This is a genomic window from Pseudomonas sp. NFACC24-1 (genome assembly GCF_900115235.1).
Taxonomy (GTDB): domain Bacteria; phylum Pseudomonadota; class Gammaproteobacteria; order Pseudomonadales; family Pseudomonadaceae; genus Aquipseudomonas; species Aquipseudomonas fluorescens_AA.
In genome coordinates, this window is sequence record NZ_FOVS01000005.1 from 111,932 (window position 1) to 130,118 (window position 18,187).

The 18,187-nt window shown below is 59.6% G+C and carries 14 protein-coding genes; 12 read left to right on the forward strand and 2 right to left on the reverse strand.

Annotated elements, in window-relative coordinates:
• The first annotated feature begins 9 nt into the window (after window positions 1–9).
• Complete coding sequence (locus BM317_RS07175; RefSeq protein ID WP_092473677.1) at window positions 10–792, forward strand: EAL domain-containing protein; 783 nt, start codon at window positions 10–12, stop codon at window positions 790–792.
• Window positions 793–1,067: 275 nt separating this feature from the next.
• Here BM317_RS07175 and BM317_RS07180 read toward each other — a convergent pair whose 3' ends face one another.
• Window positions 1,068–1,964 carry a LysR family transcriptional regulator gene (locus BM317_RS07180; RefSeq protein WP_092473679.1) on the reverse strand — a complete coding sequence of 299 codons (897 nt, stop codon included), beginning with the start codon at window positions 1,962–1,964 and terminating at the stop codon, window positions 1,068–1,070.
• Window positions 1,965–2,195: 231 nt separating this feature from the next.
• On the opposite strand from BM317_RS07180, the gene BM317_RS07185 reads away from it, so the two are divergent.
• The 6 genes from BM317_RS07185 to BM317_RS07210 all read left to right on the forward strand — a co-directional run bounded on the left by BM317_RS07185 (window position 2,196) and on the right by BM317_RS07210 (window position 9,694).
• Window positions 2,196–2,822 carry a hydrolase gene (locus tag BM317_RS07185; protein WP_092473681.1) on the forward strand — a complete coding sequence of 209 codons (627 nt, stop codon included), beginning with the start codon at window positions 2,196–2,198 and terminating at the stop codon, window positions 2,820–2,822.
• A gap of 258 nt (window positions 2,823–3,080) precedes the next feature.
• Complete coding sequence (locus BM317_RS07190) at window positions 3,081–3,710, forward strand: LysE family translocator (RefSeq protein WP_092168838.1); 630 nt, start codon at window positions 3,081–3,083, stop codon at window positions 3,708–3,710.
• A 408-nt stretch (window positions 3,711–4,118) separates the two neighbouring features.
• Window positions 4,119–6,017, forward strand: coding sequence for a sigma-54-dependent Fis family transcriptional regulator (locus BM317_RS07195; RefSeq protein ID WP_092473683.1), 1,899 nt, complete (start codon window positions 4,119–4,121; stop codon window positions 6,015–6,017).
• On the forward strand, window positions 6,017–7,735 hold the full coding sequence (locus BM317_RS07200; RefSeq protein ID WP_092473684.1) for an ABC transporter ATP-binding protein: 1,719 nt from the start codon (window positions 6,017–6,019) through the stop codon (window positions 7,733–7,735). Before BM317_RS07195 ends, BM317_RS07200 begins: the two co-directional genes overlap by 1 nt.
• The gene (locus BM317_RS07205) at window positions 7,725–8,402 is read left to right on the forward strand and encodes a subtilisin-like serine protease QhpE (RefSeq protein ID WP_092473686.1); all 678 of its coding nucleotides are present in this window, start codon (window positions 7,725–7,727) and stop codon (window positions 8,400–8,402) included. The genes BM317_RS07200 and BM317_RS07205 overlap by 11 nt, the downstream gene beginning before the upstream one ends.
• A complete protein-coding gene (locus BM317_RS07210; protein WP_092473688.1) occupies window positions 8,399–9,694 on the forward strand; it encodes a flavin-dependent monooxygenase QhpG in 1,296 nt (431 codons plus the stop codon). Before BM317_RS07205 ends, BM317_RS07210 begins: the two co-directional genes overlap by 4 nt.
• A 115-nt stretch (window positions 9,695–9,809) precedes the next feature.
• On the opposite strand, the gene BM317_RS07215 is transcribed toward BM317_RS07210, so the two are convergent.
• Complete coding sequence (locus BM317_RS07215) at window positions 9,810–11,300, reverse strand: aldehyde dehydrogenase family protein (protein ID WP_092473690.1); 1,491 nt, start codon at window positions 11,298–11,300, stop codon at window positions 9,810–9,812.
• A 480-nt stretch (window positions 11,301–11,780) separates the two neighbouring features.
• Here BM317_RS07215 and peaA point away from each other — a divergent pair, with 480 nt between their 5' ends.
• The 5 genes from peaA (at window position 11,781) to BM317_RS07240 (ending at window position 18,133) form a co-directional block, all read left to right on the forward strand.
• The gene (gene peaA, locus BM317_RS07220; protein ID WP_092473692.1) at window positions 11,781–13,361 is read left to right on the forward strand and encodes a quinohemoprotein amine dehydrogenase subunit alpha; all 1,581 of its coding nucleotides are present in this window, start codon (window positions 11,781–11,783) and stop codon (window positions 13,359–13,361) included.
• A gap of 94 nt (window positions 13,362–13,455) precedes the next feature.
• A complete protein-coding gene (gene peaB / locus BM317_RS07225) occupies window positions 13,456–14,886 on the forward strand; it encodes a quinohemoprotein amine dehydrogenase maturation protein (RefSeq protein ID WP_092473694.1) in 1,431 nt (476 codons plus the stop codon).
• A 1-nt stretch (window position 14,887) separates the two neighbouring features.
• Window positions 14,888–15,211 (forward strand): quinohemoprotein amine dehydrogenase subunit gamma, encoded by a 324-nt coding sequence (gene qhpC / locus BM317_RS07230; protein WP_007933151.1) that lies wholly within the window; start codon window positions 14,888–14,890, stop codon window positions 15,209–15,211.
• 24 nt (window positions 15,212–15,235) lie between these two features.
• Window positions 15,236–16,354, forward strand: coding sequence for a quinohemoprotein amine dehydrogenase subunit beta (gene peaD, locus BM317_RS07235; protein ID WP_092473793.1), 1,119 nt, complete (start codon window positions 15,236–15,238; stop codon window positions 16,352–16,354).
• A gap of 90 nt (window positions 16,355–16,444) precedes the next feature.
• Entirely contained in the window at window positions 16,445–18,133 is a 1,689-nt protein-coding gene (locus BM317_RS07240) for an AMP-binding protein (protein ID WP_092473696.1), read from the forward strand.
• The last annotated feature ends 54 nt before the right edge of the window (window positions 18,134–18,187 follow it).

Here is an 18,187-nt window from a genome sequence, read left to right on the forward strand (position 1 = left end):
AATATTATGATGACGAAACACCCTCCGTTCCAATCGCTCGGCTGCGCCGAATGCCGCAACCATGAGGCATTGGGGTTTGATTTCACCATGGCCTTCCAGCCTATTTTCAACGTCCGGACACGCACTGCGTTTGCGTATGAGGCGTTGGTCAGGGGCATCAATGGCGAATCGGCTGGCTACATCCTGGGGCTCGTGAACGACAGCAACCGCTACCGATTCGACCAGGCTTGCCGGGTGAAGGCCATCGAAGAAGCCGCAAGGCTGGGGCTGCTGGACATTCCCGATTGTTTGCTGAGCATCAATTTCCTGCCCAACGCCGTGTACCGGCCAGAGACGTGTATCCGGGCCACCCTGGAAGCGGCGCGCCTGACCCATTTCCCGCCAGAAAGGCTCATGTTCGAAGTGACCGAAGGCGAGAAGGTGGTAGACCCTGATCACCTCAAATCGATTTTCGTCGAGTACGAGCGTCAGGGTTTCATTACCGCCGTCGACGATTTTGGCGCGGGCTATTCGGGCCTTAACCTGCTGGCCATGTTCCAGCCGCAGGTGCTGAAGATTGACATGGCACTGACCCGAGACATCGATCGAGACTCGGTCAAACAAGCGATCGTCGAAGGCATCATCCTGGTCGCCAGGCGCTTGGATATCCTGGTCATCGCCGAAGGTGTCGAGACTCGTGAAGAAAGCTCGACGCTGCTAGGCATGGGTATCGAACTGATGCAGGGATATTTGTATGCAAGGCCCGCGGTCGGTCATCTCCCGGCTGGATGCTTTGATGACGGTGTGCGGTAACGGCGGGCTCGAATCCATAGGTTCGCTACGGCAGGAGTGCTTCACGATCCCATTCAGTTATCCAAGAAATCCGTGAGTATGTCTGTGGATAACCGCGCTGATGCCAGGTAGGCAAAGGGTTTCAACGTGCGCTCAAAAAATGTACAGGCAGGTTGGCATCACCTCCCGCCGTAGGCCATTGAGTTCAGGGGGGCAGCGGAAGCAGGCGACAGGTAGCCCTCAATCGCTTGAGTCACGCCGTGGCCATGGGCGGCCAGTGGTGATCGTTGCGGCAATCAAATACGAGCGGGCCCCGCGAAGTGCGGAGACTGTCCGAATGATTCAATCAGCAGCTCTGTGAGCATTCGTATCTTCCGTGCCGGATGCTGGCCTGGCGGACGGACCACGTATACACCTGCCGGGGGTGGTGGATAGCGGGTCATGATCGGCACGAGCGCCCCTGAGTTCACATGTTCATAAGTCAGGCAATCCGGTAGGTACGCGATGCCGAGTCCCGCGGTTGCGGCCGCCACGAGCGCTATGCCGTTGTCCGCCTTGAAGCGGCCCTGCGGACGAACCGTGATGATCTTGTCACCCTCCATGAATTGCCACGCTTCGGTACCCTGCAGGAGAGCCTCATGGGCAATGAGCTCGTCCGGTGTCTCTGGTGCGCCGTGCGCTTTTATGTAGCCTGGGCTCGCGACGAGCTTCGTGTAGATCGGGCCGATTTTCCTCGCGATCAAATTGGAATCGGGGAGATACCCGACGCGTATCGCACAATCGAATCCCTCGGCAATGAGATCGACGAAGCGATCGCTGTAGCAGGTCTGGATATGAAGTTCGGGATGGCGGTGTGCCATTTGCGCGAGCATGGGCGCGAAATGGGTAGGGCCAAAAGACAGCGGCGCCGCGACGCGTAAGCGACCACGAAGGGCGCCTGTCGGCAGGATCGTTTCTCTGGCTGCCTCGATTTCGGCGCAGACCCTGGCCGCGTAATCTCGGAACGTGGCCCCGGCTTCAGTGAGGGCGGCCCCGCGGGTGGATCGTGCAAGCAACTGGATGCCAAGTTCCGCCTCAAGCCTGGCGAGCCTGCGGCTGACGATCGATTTGGATACCCCAAGCCGGAGCGCCGCAGGCGAAACGCCCCCGGCGTCAGCCACTTCCACGAATGTTTGCAGTTCTTCCATATCCAAGTCAGCGTTCCTCTTTGTGCGACACAGCTAGCCTCGTGTTGCGACTACTGCGGCGAAAATGGCAACAGCATAATCCTCGCTTCCGGGCAATGTCGCCAGTTGCGAATGCTGCCTGGAAACACCCCATCCACTGACAACATCAGTAGACACTTCGTCAGGGCCATGCCCGTCTATCCGAGTGCGCGCTGGCTCTCTGGCACCGTGTATGACAACTGAGAACAGGACCAGACAATGACAAGCGAGACTATCCGCAACCCCCATACCGACCACCTGTTGTCGCCTGAGAATTGCGCGCTGATCATCATCGATTATCAGCCGATCCAGGTCTCCTCGATTCGCTCGATGCCCCGTGACGAGCTCGTGTTCAACATCACGAGCGTTGCCAAGGCGGCCGTCAACTACAACCTTCCAATCATTCATTCGACGGTCAACGTCGCGACCGGTCGCAACAAACCGCCGATCCAAGCGTTGCAGGACGTGCTCGGCCATCTGCCGACTTATGACCGCACCTCGATCAATAGCTGGGAGGACACTGAGTTCAAGCAGGCAGTCAAGGGCCTCGGCCGCCGCAAGCTCATCATGACCGCGCTCTGGACCGAAGCCTGCCTGACGTTCCCAGTACTGGACGCGATCCAGGAAGGCTATGAAGTGTATGTGCCGGTCGATGCGGTCGGTGGCACGTCAGTTGCCGCGCACGAGGCAGCCCTTCGACGAATCGAGCAGGCGGGTGCGAAACTCATCAGCCGTGTGCAGATGTACTGCGAGCTCCAGCGCGACTGGGCACGGGAGTCGTCTGTCCCGGGCTTTATGGGGGTCTTCGAAAACTTCGACGGTTTTAACGCCGAGAAGGCGCTCTAGAAGGCGCCCCGGCGCAACGCTAGAGGCTGCAAACAGGATGGGGGTGGCGCTTGCGAAAGCCGCCACCTTCATTCTTGACGCGGCCGTGAGCCAACCTGACTATCGGATTCGATGTGGTGTCTTTTGATCTGGGGATCGTAGCTCAGATGTTTCTGGTGTACATGTCCTCGGCCAACGGGCTACAGAACGTTTGACCGAACGCCAGGTGGCTAACTAGAGTGGCTAACCGTACGGCTGCCGACTGCCCTGGACATCCAAATGAACGACCTATCCCTGCTGCTTGCCTTCATCGCTGCCGCGTCAGTGCTCACGGTGACTCCCGGCGTGGACACCGCCATGGTGCTTCGCGCTACAGCGACCGGCGGTCGACGTTCGGCGGCGATGGCTGCTATCGGTATCGTGCTCGGGTGTCTGGTGTGGGGAGCCGCGGTGTCACTGGGCCTCGGTGCCCTGTTGCAAGCTTCTGAGTGGGCTTACCTGGCGCTGAAAATTGTCGGTGCCGCGTATCTCGTCTGGCTGGGTGTAAAACTGCTGATGCGACCCAGGACGACGCTGCAAGGGCAGGGGAACGAGAACATGGCGGCCCCTGCCCGTGGCGCCTTTATTCGCGGTTTATTGACGAACCTGCTGAACCCCAAGATAGGTGTCTTCTACATCACGTTTCTCCCCCAGTTTGTCCCGAGTGGCGCGAGCGTGGCCAGTTACTCCTTCTTCCTTGCGGTGTTACACGTGCTGTTGACGCTGGCCTGGTTCGGCATTCTGGTAGCGGCTACGGTGCCGCTGAGCAATTTCCTGAAGCGCCCGGCGGCCCTGAAGGCGCTTGACCGACTCACGGGCGGTGTTTTTGTCGCGTTTGGGCTCAAGTTGGCTGTTTCCAATCCGGCTTGAGCCGAATGCTGCACTGCCAGTGGATGACTCGTGCGTCCAATAATGCCTGTCGGTGGACTGCCCAATGACCAGCCTGGATAGTGAGACACGCATCTGGCCCTGCCTCAGTCTGGAACTCGCCATGGCATGCTCGGATACGACGGTTCCACAACGGCGACTCGGATGAGCTTGCGCTCAATGTGAAGGCATGCGGCGGGGAAATCTGGCGTTCCAGATATTACTGGGTGGGCACGCAGAAAGCGCGTGTCCGTGGATACCAGGGCGAACTGGCTCGCGAAGAGCGATCACCGTGCCACGGATGAAGTGCAAATGCCGTAAGGCACTTGCCAATGCCCTGACGTTAACGTAAAGATGGCGACAAGGCGCTGGATTTAGAAGGGCGCAGGGCGGACCGATCCGGAGCGCTTGATGATAAAAACAACTCATCCCAAACTTCATCGCGAAGCCCGGCTGGCCCGGGAAAAACTGCACCTCGAAGGCACTGTCCCCGATGGCGTATTGCGCGCGGAAATCGATGCGTCGTGGCGGCGTAGTCTCAGCCATGGCGTGCATTTCAATGCCAAGCAAGAGCTAGCGCTGGAGTCGAATGCGAGCCTTGAAGTGTTGCTGGAGAGCAATCGGTTGTTGATTGATGCGGCAATGCCGGCCATCGATTATCTGGCCGAACGCCAGGGCAAGGAAGGGCTCATCATCCTCGCCAATTCCGACGCCACCATCCTTGCAGCCGAAGGGCGCGCCGATCGTTTCAAAGGGAGCGATCTGCAAGACATCACGCTGGGCGCTTGCTGGAGCGAAGCGGCGCGCGGCACCAACGCGCTGGGTACCGCGCTGGTGGAAGCCCGGCCGACGATGATTGATTGCGGCGAACATTACCTCGACCGACTGACCGATTTTTCCTGCACATCGGTGCCGATTTATTGCCCGCAGGGCGACATCCTGGGTGTCCTTGACCTGACCCGCGAAGGCCCGCTCGGCCGCGTTCACGACAGCACCGCGTTGCTGACCATGGCCGTCAGCCAGATCGAAAGTCGCGTGTTCAACGCCTGTTACCCGGACCAGATCGTCCTCGCCTTCCATAGCCGTCGGCAATACCTCGAATCCCCTTGGCAGGGCTTGCTCGCGGTGAGTCTCGGCGGGCAGATTCTCGCGGTCAGCGCCCAGGCGTGTCAGTTGCTCCAAGCCGAGCGTTCGGCGCTGGTCGGACGACGCTGTGAAGAGTTTCTGGGGAGCGATGGCCTGCAACTGTTATCGCGTCTGCATCAGGGCTGCATCGGCAGTCTGCAAACCGCCAAAGGCGAATTTTTCTACAAGAGCCTGCGCGCGCCGCAACGCTCGATCAACGTCAGCACCCCACCGCGCACCCCAGCTAAAAGTGCTAAACCGCAACCCGATCTCGAATCCCTGGCTGGCAACAATGCCCGTTACGCCCGGGCGCTACGCATGGCCCGCCAAGGTCTGGCCAATGATTTACCGGTGTTGCTGCTGGGTGAAACGGGCACCGGTAAGGAAGTCATTGCCCGAGCGCTGCATATGGCTGGAACGCGCTGCGACAAACCTTTCGTCGCGGTGAACTGCGCGGCAATCCCCGAAGGTCTGATCGAGTCGGAGCTGTTTGGCTATCGCGAAGGCGCCTTTACCGGTTCGCGCCGGGGCGGCATGGTCGGGCGTCTGCAACAGGCCCACGGCGGCACGTTGTTTCTCGATGAAATCGGCGACATGCCACTGGCCTTGCAGGCTCGCTTACTCAGGGTATTGCAGGACCGCAAAGTCGCGCCGCTGGGCGCTGGAGAAGAGCAAGACATCGACATCGCACTGATCTGCGCCACGCACCGCGACCTTAAGCGTCTGGTGGAAGACAAACACTTTCGCGAGGATCTGTTCTACCGGGTCAACGGCATCAGCGTGATGCTCCCGGCCTTGCGCGAGCGCGACGACTTCAATGGCCTGGTGGATCGTTTGCTGGCCAAACTCGATGCGCCGACGGTAGTCCTGCATGACGATTTGATCCGCTTGCTAAGCGGCTATCACTGGCCGGGCAACATCCGCCAACTGGAAATGGTTTTGCGCACCGCGTTGGCCATGCGTGAGCCGGGGGATACCGTGCTCACCCTTGACCATTTGCCCGACAGTATGCTCGACGAATTGACCGCCGGCGAACGCCCTCAGAGTGGCAGTATTCGTGAGCATGAACTGGAGCTGATTCGTCAGTCTCTGGACACGCATCAAGGTAACGTCTCGGCCGCCGCCGACGCCCTGGGCATCAGCCGTGCGACCCTGTATCGCAAGCTTAAACTGTTGCGCTCGTGATGCTGCGTGTGATCGTTCGGCTGATCGACAGCCAGAGCCCCGCAGCCCTGCAAGCGGCGTTGCACTGGCTCTACAGCTTCGTGCGCCCGCACCGGTTGGCGATTGCCGGGCTGCTTGGGCTGTCGGTCTGCGCCTCGTCGCTGGTATTGGTGCAACCTTGGCTAACCAAGCTGCTGATCGATGACGGCCTGTTGGCGCGCAACTTTGCGATGCTGGTGCTGATCGCCGGGCTGATGATTGTCGCCGGATTGTTGGGCACGGCGCTGACAGGCATCAATCGATATCTACACACACGATTGTCCGGACGGATTCTGTTTGCCCTGCGCGATGACCTTTATCGGCATTTACAGACGCTCTCGCCGGGTTTCTACGGTCAGCGGCGAATCGGCGATTTGATGTCGCGTCTCGATGGCGATGTCGCGGAAATCCAGCGCTTTGCCGTGGATTCGCTGTTCTCTGCGGTGTCGAGCGTGATCGGCCTGGTGGTCGCCGTGGCGATGTTGGTGACCCTGTCGTGGAAACTCTCGCTGTTGGCCTTGGTGCTGATCCCACTAGACGTACTCTGGCTACGCTGGATGCGGCGCAAGGTCGAGCGCGATGTGCGGCAGTTGCGCGAGCGTTCGGCGGACATGTCCTCGTTCATGGTCGAGACCTTGCCGGTGATGAAGTTCATCCAGTCCGCCGGCCAGCAACAGCGCGAAGCGCGGCGGCTGGATACGTTGGGCCAAGGGTATATGAGCCAGCTCTTGCGCCTGCAAGTCACCGAGTTTTTCACTCAAGCGGTGCCCGGCACGCTGACGTCGTTGTCGCGGGCCTGTGCGTTTTTGATTGGCGGTTACTGGGTGGTGCAGGGGACGTGGCAACTGGGCGCGCTGATCGCGTTTTCGACTTACCTGGGCATGGCGGTCGGCCCGGTTCAGAGCCTGCTCGGGCTCTATGTCGCGATTCAGCGGATGACCGTGAGCCTGGGGCGGGTCATGGAACTGCGCGGCGAAGAGCCGACCGTACTTACCCCAGTGACGCCGCAGCCGATGCCGGATTCTGGCGCACTGCGTTTCGACAACGTGCACTTTAGCCATCCCGGTCGGCCGACCACATTGCGTGGCGTTGACGCGCAAATTCCTTACGGTTTGAAAGTCGCCCTGAGCGGCGGATCCGGTGTCGGTAAATCGACCCTGATCGACCTGCTGCAACGGCATCACGATCCGCAGTCCGGTCGGGTCTTGCTGGGGGAGGTCGATCTGCGGGAACTGGACCTGTTCCAGCTGCGTCGGCGGATTGCCGTGGTCAGCCAGGACATCGTGCTGTTTCGCGGCAGCCTCGCCGACAACCTGGCCTATGCCGTACCGGACGCCAGTCGCCAGGCCATTGCCGACGTGGCGCGGTTGGCGCAGCTCGATAGTCTGATCGAGTCTCTGCCCGAAGGCCTCGACAGCCCTTTGGGTGAGCGCGGCCAGCAGTTGTCCGGCGGGCAGAAACAGCGCATCGCCATCGCCAGGGCGCTGTTGCAGGATCCTCTGATTCTGGTGCTGGACGAAGCAACCTCGGCGGTCGACGAAGCTACCGAGCGCGAGGTGATCGAGGCCATCGATCGGTTGTTCGCCGGGCGTACGCGGATTCTGATCAGCCATCGTCCCTCGACCCTGGCCGATGCCGATCTGCACTTTGAACTGCTGGATGGCATGCTCACGTCAAACACGGTGCAGCATGAAGCCTGAATTGCGCATTGGGGTGGTGGACAGTGGTCATGCAGTGGCGCAACGGGTGCAGGTGGTTTCCGGTCGACGATTCACGCTGCTGGAGGATGGACTGGCTGAAAGTGATTTACGCGATGATCTGCTGGGCCATGGCAGCATGGTGATCGAAGCCATCGGCCGGCGGGCGCCGGCGGCGGTTTTTTGCGTCGCCCAGGTGTTCGACCAGCGTGGCGTCACCAGCGCATTGCAGATCGCTACCGCCATCGATTGGCTGGTGGCACTGGACGTGCGGTTGATCAATCTGAGCCTCGGTTTGCGGCAGGATCGTAACCTGTTGCGTGAAGCCTGCGAAGCAGCGGTAGCGCGAGGCATTCTGCTGTGTGCATCCAGCCCGGCCCAGGGCGAAGGGGTATTTCCGGCGAATTATCCGCAGGTGTTGCGGGTCACCGGCGATGCTCGTTGCACCGAGCAGCAATGGTCCTGGCTCAACAGCGCCCAGGCCGATTTCGCCGCATGTGTTCACGGTACCTGCCCGGGGCCGTCGGGTGCGAGCCTCGGCTGTGCGGCATTGAGCGGGCACATTGCGAGTTTCCTCATTGAAAATCCAGAGGCGAGCAACGAGCAAATTGTCGAGTGGCTGCAAAAGAATGCCCGTTATCACGGCCCTGAACGGCGTGTCGGCGTATGAAGCCGATTGTGATTCTTGGTGCGGGGCCTGCGGGGGCTGCGGTGGCCCTGGGGCTGCGGCGGCTTGGGTACCCCGTAACGCTGGTCAGTGAGTGGCGACGCTTCGCGGCGCTGGAAGGGGTTTCCAGGCGGGTGCTGGACGCTTTGCGCGGTACGGGGCTGCATCAAGCGTTGGCGGATGCGGCGCAGCCCTCCCAGCGGCAGGTGTCCTGGAACGGTCAGCAACATGCGCAGAACATCGAATTTTTGCTGGACCGTCCGAGCTTCGATCGAGGTTTGCGCGAGGATTTGCGGCTGGCCGGCGTCGAGTTGATCGAAGGCCGGGTGCTGACGGTGCAGTCGCAGGCTTCGGGGCATCGAATCGAACTGCAAGGACGCGAAGCACTGGTCGCGGAGTTTCTGGTGGAGGCCCGCGGACGTCAGGCACCAGCCCGTGGTAAAGGCCTGCGTGGGCCGGAGACGGTCAGTTTGCTCAATCGCTGGCAAGGTCCACCGGGTACCACCGCCAGCGCAGTGGAAAGTCTTGAGGACGGTTGGGCCTGGATGGCGCGCCGGGCCGACGGCCAGTGCTATTGGCAATGGACGGTGGACGTGGCCAGTGCTGAGTTGCCGGGTAAGGCGCTGTTGCTCCATTACTGCCGTCAGCGACGCCAGGGTTCGGCGTTGGCCCGGGAGTTTTTTGGAGGTGAACCGGAAACCGGGCTGCACCTGCATGCCCGCAGCAGCACGGCGATTTTGTGTCCGCAGGTCTGTGGCGACCACTGGATTCGGGTGGGCGACGCGGCCATGGCGGTGGATCCGCTGTCGGGTAATGGCATCTTTCAGTCATTGTCTTCGGCCTTGCAGGCGCCAACGGTGATCAACACGCTGTTGCGCAAACCTGAGCGAGCGTTGCTGGCACAGCGTTTTCATCAGCAGCGGGTAGAGCAGTTGTTTTTGCGTTTTGCGCGCTTTGGCCGGGACTTTTATGCCGATGAGCAGCGTTGGCCGAGCGAACCGTTCTGGCAGGCGCGGCGGCAGTGGCCGGATGCTGAGAACGCCCACGCCGAGGCGGATTTTTCCGCTCTGAAGATTGAGCGTGCGCCGGTGCTCAGTGATGGGTTTGTGGATGAGGCCGAGGTAGTGATCACGGCGGACCAGCCGATGGGGATCTGGCATGTGCAAGGGATTGAGCTGGCACCGTTGGTGCGACGGTTGCGCAGCGAGCCGGCTGAGCGGGTGTTGGCGGGCTTGACGGTGGAGCAAGGAAGGATGGTTCGGAGTTGGTTGTTGGGGCAGGGGTTCAAACCCTGACATTTGGGGTTGTCTGGGATGGCCTATCGGGAGCAGTCCCACAGTGGTTTTGCGTCGAACACCCATCCACTGTGGGAGCGAGCCTGCTTGCGATAGCGCCCGATAGGCGCCGTTGTTACAACTTGATCAACACCGACTTCAACTCGGTGTAATGTTCGATCGCCGCATACCCCATCTCACGCCCGACCCCCGACATCTTGTAGCCGCCAAACGGCAACGCCGGGTCCAGGGCGCTGTGGCAGTTGACCCACACCGAACCCGACTTGATTCGCGGAATCATCCGGTGCACCGCCGCCAAATCATTCGACCAGATGCTCGCCCCAAGGCCATAAGGGCTGTCATTGGCCATGCGCAACGCATCGGCCTCGTCATCGAACGGAATCGCCACCAGCACCGGGCCGAAAATTTCCTCTTGGACCAATGAATGCCGCTGATCGACATCGACAATCACCGTGGGTTTGACGAAGTACCCCGGCCCGAATTGTTCACCGCCGCAGGCGATGGTCGCGCCGCTTTCCCGACCTTTTTCGATGTAACCATAAACCCGCTCCTGTTGACGGGCGGAGATCAGCGGGCCCATTTCGACACTTGGGTCCAGGCCATTGCCTAGCTTCATCGCATTGGCGATGTCGGCGATGCCCGCCACGACATTGTCGAAATGCTTGCGCTGCACATACAGCCGGGAGCCGGCGCAGCAGACCTGACCTTGGTTGAAGAAGATCGCACTGGCGGCACCCGCAGCAGCGGTCTTCAGGTCGGCATCAGCCATGACGATGGTCGGCGATTTGCCGCCCAGTTCCAGGGTGACCCGAGTCATGGATTCCATGGCGATTTTGCCGATTTGCTTACCCACGGCGGTGGAGCCGGTAAACGTCAGCTTGTCCACCAACGGGTTATGAGTCAGGGCGGAGCCCGCTGTGATACCGGTGCCGGTGACCACATTGAACACGCCTTCGGGGTAACCGGCTTCCAGCACCAGCTCAGCCAGTTTCAGCGCGGTCAGCGGCGTTTCGTCGGCAGGTTTAAGCACTACGGTGCAACCGGTGGCCAGGGCCGGGCCAAGTTTCCAGCAAGCCAGCAGCAGCGGGAAATTCCAAGCGACGATGGCCCCGACCACACCCACCGCTTCGCGGCGAATGAAACTGTGGAATTGATCGTTGGGCATCAGCGGCAGCGACACGTCAACGCTGGAGCCTTCGATCTTGGTTGCCCAACCGGCCATGTAGCGCAGGAAGTCGATGGACAGTTGCACGTCCATCACTTGAGCCACCGCCGCGCTCTTACCGTTATTCAGGCATTCGAGTTGCGCCAGCAGTTCGGCGTCGCGCTGCATCAGATCGGCAAGTTTCCACAGCAAGTTCTGCCGTTCCCGGGGGCGGGTGCGGGACCAGGTCGAATCGTCGAAGGCCTGACGGGCGGCGAGTACTGCACGGTCGACATCCTCGGGAGTGGCCCGTGGCACCACGCACAGTACTTCGCCGGTGGCCGGATTGTGCAGGGGCATGGTCTGGCCGTCCGCAGCCTCGACCCAGTTGCCGCCGATGAGCATGCGAGGGGCGCGCTGGATGAAGGCCGAGGTGGCGGGAAGCAGATAAGGCAGGGGCATGTTGAGACCTCTTGTTGTGCGTGAGAACGGAGCTTTCTCCAAGGTTGGCAATGGCTGTGCCAAGTATTAGGAACGGGCGGATAGCCCTTTGTTGGCGGAGTTTTTAGTGATGAAAGGAAACGTTGGCGCCCTGGGTTTTGTCGCAAATCGCGACAACGCATGAGACGACGAGCAATTCCCGTGTGTACCGAAACATCGTTGCTGGCTATGAAATGTTCCAGCCGGGGGCATCTATGCTTGTCTCAGACTGCAACAGCTGTCGCGATGTTAGACGCAGGCCATCTCGTTTTGATGCGTGCAAAAGCCAAAATATACGTATAACTATCTGATTTTTAAGGTTTTAGTTAAGGTGGCACGTTCCGTGTATTGCTCATCACAGACGTTTCTCTTGCCTCCGTCAGCGGGTCGCCGCCGACGGCAGAAACCATAAAAAACGATTAGCCACAACAATAAGAAAGTACCGTGCGAGGTTCGACGTTGATGAAGAGAAAACTCCGATCAGGCCTGGGTGTCAGTCTGCTGGCTATGGCGGCCTGCGTGGCGCTGCATTCGCCCTATAGCCTGGCAGCTCGCGACGCCCAGACCATCCTCAAGGAAACTTGTCAGGGCTGTCACACCCCCGAAGCCGATAACGCCCTGAGCCGTATCAGCCACCAGCGCAAAACGCCGGAAGGCTGGCTGATGAGCATTGCTCGTATGCAGGTCATGCACGGTGTGCAGATCAGCGATGACGACCGCCGAACCCTGGTCAAATACCTGGCCGACACCCAGGGCCTGGCGCCAAGCGAGACCGACGGCGTGCGCTATGCGCTGGAGCGACGGCTCAATACCGTCGAGAAATTCGATGATCAGACCAGCCAGATGTGCGGTCGTTGCCATTCCGGTGCGCGGGTTGCCCTGCAACGTCGACCTGCTCAGGAGTGGGAGCGCCTGGTGAACTTCCACCTCGGGCAATGGCCGTCTCTCGAGTACCAAGCCCTGTCCCGCGACCGCGATTGGTTCGATTTGGCCCGCAAAGAGATGGTGCCGCTGCTGGCCAAGCGTTATCCGCTGGACAACCCGGCCTGGAAAAAATGGCTGAGCAGCGCGCCGAAAGCCGAGGCGCTTGTCGGCGACTGGAGCTTCAGCGGCCACCTGCCGGGTAAAGGCGAGCTGTCTGGCGTAATGGTCGTGACTGCCGACGGTAGCGATACATTCAAGGTCAACGTCAAAGGTCAATACGCCGATGGCAGTCCGTTCGATGGCGACGGTAGTGCGATTCTCTACAGCGGTTACGAATGGCGCGGCAACGTGACCATCGATGGCTTGACCATGCGCCAGGTATTCGCCGCTCAGGACAACGCCATGCAGGGCCGGATGTTCGAGGCCGAGCACGACGAGCGGGGTCTGGACTTCATAGCCGCCAAGCAGGGTTCCAATCGTTTGCTGGCGGTGCAGCCGGGTTACCTGAAGGCGGGCAGCGAAACCGACGTCACCCTGGTCGGCACCGGTCTCACTGGCAAACCGAGCTTTGGCAAAGGCGTGGAAGTGGTCCAAGTGCTGGAGCAAACGCCTGTGCGCATGCGGGTCAAACTCAAGGCGGCAGTCAATGCGCAACCGGGCCTGCGCAACGTCACGGTCGGCACATTGAAAGGCCCGACACTGTCGGTCTACAGCAAGATCACTGAAGTCAAAGTCGTACCCGAATTCTCGGTGGCGCGGATCGGCGATGGTGGTGGCTCGACGCCGAAAGTCCAGGGCCGTTTCGATGCTGAAGCCTGGAGCAAGGGTGCTGACGGCAAGCCATATCGCATCGGTGTGTTCCCGGCGCAATGGAAGGTCGAGGCCTTCGATGACCGCGCTAAAGAGGATGAAGACGTTAAGTTTGCCGGGACCATGCAGGCCGAGACTGGGGTGTTTACCCCAGGCGATGCAGGGCCGAACCCGCAACGCAAAATGTCCACCAACAATGCTGGCAACCTCAAGGTGATCGCGGTCGTCGACGATGCAGGGAAATCCCTGACCGGCGAAGGCCACATGATCGTTACTGTGCAACGCTGGAACAATCCACCCATTCCCTGATGTTGAAAACGTGAGCTGGCTGAATTTTTACGGTTTCAGACACTTTTCGGAATGAACGCAGGCCCTGAATCGGGATTTGCACAGGAGGTTTGCAATGGGCGCTATTTTGAATCTGGTCGAACGGAATCTGCACGAAGTGCATGTCGATGCCGATCGCATGCTGTTCCACATCCCCAGCAGTTCGCTGTTCGCCAGCGATGAGCTGACGGGCACCATCATCGATACCTTGCGTGGTCCGGGCTGTTCGTCGGACGACCTGATCGAGCGTTTGGCCGCACGCTTCAACGGCGAAGAAATCACCGAAACCCTGCGTGAGCTGATCTCTCTGGAGCTGGTCAGCGACGGGTCACCACTGACCCCGGATATCGGTACCAAACGAGTCGAGCGCACCGCAATCAATACCGTGGTGCTCAACGTGAACACCGGTTGCAATCTGAGCTGCACCTATTGCTACAAGGAGGACCTCGACAAGCCCTCGGCCGGCAAGAAGATGGACGTCGAAACAGCGGTCGCTTCGGTAGAGATGCTGCTGCGCGAATCCCCGGATGAAGAGCGTTTCACCGTGGTGTTCTTCGGGGGGGAACCGCTGAGCAATCGCAAGCTGATCGAGTACATGGTCGACTACTGTGAAAAGCGTTTTGCCGAGGCGGGAAAATTCGTCGAATTTGTCATGACCACCAATGCCACGCTGCTCACCGAAGACACCGTGGACTACCTCAACGCCCATCGCTTCGGGCTCTCGGTCAGTATTGACGGGCCGAAGACCGTGCACGACCGAAACCGCATCACCGTGGGCGGGCAGGGCACGTATGACGTGGTACGGCGCAAGGCCGAGATGCTGTTGTCGCGCTACAACAGCCGCCCGGTTGGCGCGCGGGTGACCCTGACCACGGGCGTCACCGACGTCGAGACGATCTGGGATCATCTGTTCAACGAACTGGGGTTTGCCGAAGTCGGTTTTGCTCCGGTGACTTCCGGTGATATCAGCAGCTTCAACCTGTCCAGCGACGAGCTGATCGAAGTCTTCGCCAACATGAAACAGCTCGGTCGGCGTTATCTGGAAGCGGCGTTGAAACACCGCAATATCGGTTTCTCCAACCTGCACCAGTTGATCACCGACATCCATGAAGGCCACAAGAAGGCCCTGCCATGTGGGGCGGGCCTGAAGATGCTGGCAGTGGATCACAAGGGTGAGCTGAATCTGTGCCACCGCTTTACCGGTTCGAGCCTGCCGACGTTCGGCAATGTTCACAGCGGGGTGAAACAGGTCGAGCTGAACGACTTCCTGTCCCAGCGCCTGGACCGCACCAACACCGGTTGTGAAGACTGCCAGATCCGCAACCTCTGTTCCGGTGGCTGCTACCACGAGAGTTACGCCCGTTACGGCGACCCAACCCATCCGACCTACCACTACTGCGAACTGATGCGTGACTGGGTCGACTTCGGCATCGAGGTGTACACCCGGATCATGGCTCACAACCCTGCGTTTATCAGCAGCTACATCACTCCGCGCAAGGCTCACTGATATGAAACATCTCAAGGCAATCAACAACAAAGCCCAGAAACTCGATCAGGCCGCGGCCGAAAACCGTATCGAAGAAGTGGTGGCGATGAGTTCCGTCGCCGGCTGCGCCTCGACCACCGACCCAGGTTGGGAAATCGACGCGTTTGGCGGCGTGTCGTCGCTGTGCCAACCGATGGAAGCCGACCTGTATGGATGCTCCGACCCATGCTGGTGGCCGGCCCAGGTGCCGGACATGATGAGCACCTACCCGGACTGGAACAAGGATGCCCAGGCGTCCAACGAAAACTGGCGCAACCTCGGCACTGTCTTTCCAAAGGACAAGTGATCGGACATGAAGAAGGATTCCAGCATGCAATGCATCAAAGCCTGCGGCTTGGCCGCGTTCGGCGTCCTGAACGCTATATCGTTCAATGTTCTGGCCGATGAAAACACCGCGCTCGAAACCGGTCACGAGTACATGGTAACCACCAATTACCCGAACAACCTGCACGTGATCGACCTAGCCACCGACAGCCTGTTCAAAACCTGCAAAATGCCCGACGCCTTCGGTCCGGGCACCGTGCAGCTATCGCCGGATCGCAAAACCGCTTACGTGCTGAACAACCATTACGCGGATGTCTACGGCGTTGAGCTGGACAGCTGCAGGCAGGTCTTCCATGCCAGCATTACGCAGAAGCCGGGGGAAAAAGCGAAATCGATGTTCGCCTTTACCCTCAGCCATGATGGCAAAGAACTGTTCACCATCGCCAACCCGACGTTGATGCTCAACGATCGTTACGAAGTGCAGCAACCCCGGCTCGATGTATACGCTACCGATGCCGGCATGGATGCCAAACCCGTTCGCAGTTTTCCGTCGCCGCGTCAGCTGACCATCATGCAGAGCGGTGACGATGGCACGTTGTATGTGGCGGGGGCGGATGTCTACAAGGTCAACGTGAACACCGGCAAGTTCGACGTGCTGATCCCCAGTCGCCATTGGAAGCGTGTGAATTACAGCGCGCCGGACGTGCTCTATGTGTGGAACCAACAGACTTATCGTCGTGATTTTTCGCTGCTCTACACCGCCGCGAAATTCAAGGACAACAAGCAGGATCCCGCCACCGCCGAGTACCTCTATGGGCTGTTCAGCATTGACCTGAAAACCGGCAAGACCGAAACCACCGACTTCGGCCCGCTGACGGAAATCTACTTCAGCGGCATGCGCTCGCCCAAAGACCCGAACCTGATGTTCGGCGTGCTCAACCGTCTGGCCAAATACGACATCAAACAAAAGAAAATGCTCCAGGCGGCGACGCTTGATCACTCTTACTACTGCATTTCCTTCAACAAGGCCGGTAGCAAGATCTACCTGGCGGGTACCTTCAACGATGTGGCGGTGTTCGATGCCGACAGTTTGAAGCAGATCGGCAGCATCAAACTGCCCGGCGGCGACATGGCGATTACCACGGCGCAGATATTCATACGTTAAAGAAAGCGGGGAAGGGCAATAGCATTTATCGAGGGTACCGTTGCGGTGCAAACCCTCGGCGCATGCCTGGTTCGTACAGAGGGATTCAATATGAGTTATCCGAGCTACACCTGCGGGTCGCAGACAAAGCCCTTGTTGGCGATGACCATTGGCGCTGCATTCGACCGAGCGGTTGAGCGGTTCTCCGATCGCGAAGCCCTGGTCGTGCGGCATCAGGGCTTACGTTACACCTGGACGCAGTTGGCCGAGCAGGTGGATCGTTGCGCAAGAGGGTTGCTGGCGCTGGGCCTCAAGACAGGCGAGCGGGTTGGAATCTGGTCGCCGAACTGCGCGCAATGGTGCATCACCCAGTTCGCGGCCGCGAAAGTGGGGGCGGTGCTGGTGAACATCAATCCCGCCTACCGTCTGACCGAGCTTGAGTACACGCTCAAGCAATCGGGGTGTCGCTGGCTGATTTGTGCCGATTCGTTCAAGACTTCCAACTATCACGCAATGCTTCATGACCTGCTACCCGAACTCGAACGCTGCGCCGTGACCGCACTTGATAGCCGGCGGTTGCCTGAATTGCGTGGTGTGATCAGCCTCGGCGACAAGCCGGTTGAAGGTATGTTGTTATGGGAGGGGCTGCTGGACTTGGCGGAACGAGTGGCTCCGGAACAACTGCGGCAATGCGGCGAGCAATTGCAGTTCGACGACCCTGTCAATATCCAGTACACCTCGGGTACCACTGGATTTCCCAAAGGTGCCACCCTCAGCCACTACAACATCCTGAATAACGGTTTTATGGTCGGTGAAAGCCTGAAACTCAGCGAGCACGATAGGTTAGTGATACCTGTGCCGCTGTATCACTGCTTCGGCATGGTCATGGGCAATCTGGGTTGTGTCACCCATGGGACCACAATGATCTACCCCAGTGCAGCCTTCGATCCGCTAGAGACCCTGCGGGTCGCCGCACAGGAGAAAGCGACCGGCATGTATGGCGTACCGACCATGTTCATTGCAATGCTCGACCATCCGGAACGTCAGTCATTGGACTTGAGCAATCTGCGAACGGGCATCATGGCTGGCTCCACCTGCCCGATTGAAGTCATGAAGCGGGTGATCGAGGATCTGCACCTCAAGGAGATGCAGATCGCCTACGGCATGACCGAAACCAGTCCGGTCTCCACCCAGACCGGGCCGGACGACGATATCGAGCACCGAGTCACCAGTGTCGGCCGCACCCAGCCGCATTTGGAAAGCAAGGTCGTCGATGAGCAGAACCGTATCGTTCCGCGCGGTCAGATCGGCGAACTCTGTACACGAGGCTACAGCGTGATGCTGGGCTACTGGAACAACCCGCAGGCGACCACCGATGCCATCGACGATGCACGCTGGATGCACACCGGCGATTTGGCAATCATGGATGACGAGGGATATCTGAAGATCATCGGGCGCAACAAGGACATGATCATTCGAGGCGGCGAGAACGTCTATCCGCGCGAAATCGAGGAATTCTTCTTCACTCATCCTTCGGTGGCAGACGTGCAGGTGATCGGCGTACCGGACAACGTTTACGGGGAAGAGATCGTAGCTTGGGTCAGGTTGCATGAGGGACACCAGGCAAGCGCCGATGAGTTGCGCGATTACTGTAAAGGTCGGATCGCCCACTTCAAAACGCCACGTCATTTCAAGCTAGTTGACGAATTTCCCATGACCGTCAGCGGTAAGGTGCAGAAATTCCGCATGCGTGAAATTAGCGTAGAGGAACTGGGAGCACCGAGAAGCGACTTTTTATAGCCATTGGCTCTTCGCCGCAGGCAGCTTTGATCGCCAGGATTCGGTTAAAGGGAT

Excerpts from the sequence above, each read along its gene's own strand:
- BM317_RS07210 (WP_092473688.1), top strand. The coding sequence starts at position 8,399 with ATGAAGCCGATTGTGATTCTTGGTGCGGGGCCTGCGGGGGCTGCGGTG.
- BM317_RS07195 (WP_092473683.1), top strand. The coding sequence starts at position 4,119 with ATGATAAAAACAACTCATCCCAAACTTCATCGCGAAGCCCGGCTGGCC.
- BM317_RS07200 (WP_092473684.1), top strand. The coding sequence starts at position 6,017 with ATGCTGCGTGTGATCGTTCGGCTGATCGACAGCCAGAGCCCCGCAGCC.
- peaA (WP_092473692.1), top strand. The coding sequence starts at position 11,781 with ATGAAGAGAAAACTCCGATCAGGCCTGGGTGTCAGTCTGCTGGCTATG.
- BM317_RS07205 (WP_092473686.1), top strand. The coding sequence starts at position 7,725 with ATGAAGCCTGAATTGCGCATTGGGGTGGTGGACAGTGGTCATGCAGTG.
- BM317_RS07190 (WP_092168838.1), top strand. The coding sequence starts at position 3,081 with ATGAACGACCTATCCCTGCTGCTTGCCTTCATCGCTGCCGCGTCAGTG.
- qhpC (WP_007933151.1), top strand. The coding sequence starts at position 14,888 with ATGAAACATCTCAAGGCAATCAACAACAAAGCCCAGAAACTCGATCAG.
- BM317_RS07175 (WP_092473677.1), top strand. The coding sequence starts at position 10 with ATGACGAAACACCCTCCGTTCCAATCGCTCGGCTGCGCCGAATGCCGC.
- peaD (WP_092473793.1), top strand. The coding sequence starts at position 15,236 with ATGCAATGCATCAAAGCCTGCGGCTTGGCCGCGTTCGGCGTCCTGAAC.
- BM317_RS07185 (WP_092473681.1), top strand. The coding sequence starts at position 2,196 with ATGACAAGCGAGACTATCCGCAACCCCCATACCGACCACCTGTTGTCG.
- peaB (WP_092473694.1), top strand. The coding sequence starts at position 13,456 with ATGGGCGCTATTTTGAATCTGGTCGAACGGAATCTGCACGAAGTGCAT.
- BM317_RS07215 (WP_092473690.1), bottom strand. The coding sequence starts at position 11,300 with ATGCCCCTGCCTTATCTGCTTCCCGCCACCTCGGCCTTCATCCAGCGC.
- BM317_RS07240 (WP_092473696.1), top strand. The coding sequence starts at position 16,445 with ATGAGTTATCCGAGCTACACCTGCGGGTCGCAGACAAAGCCCTTGTTG.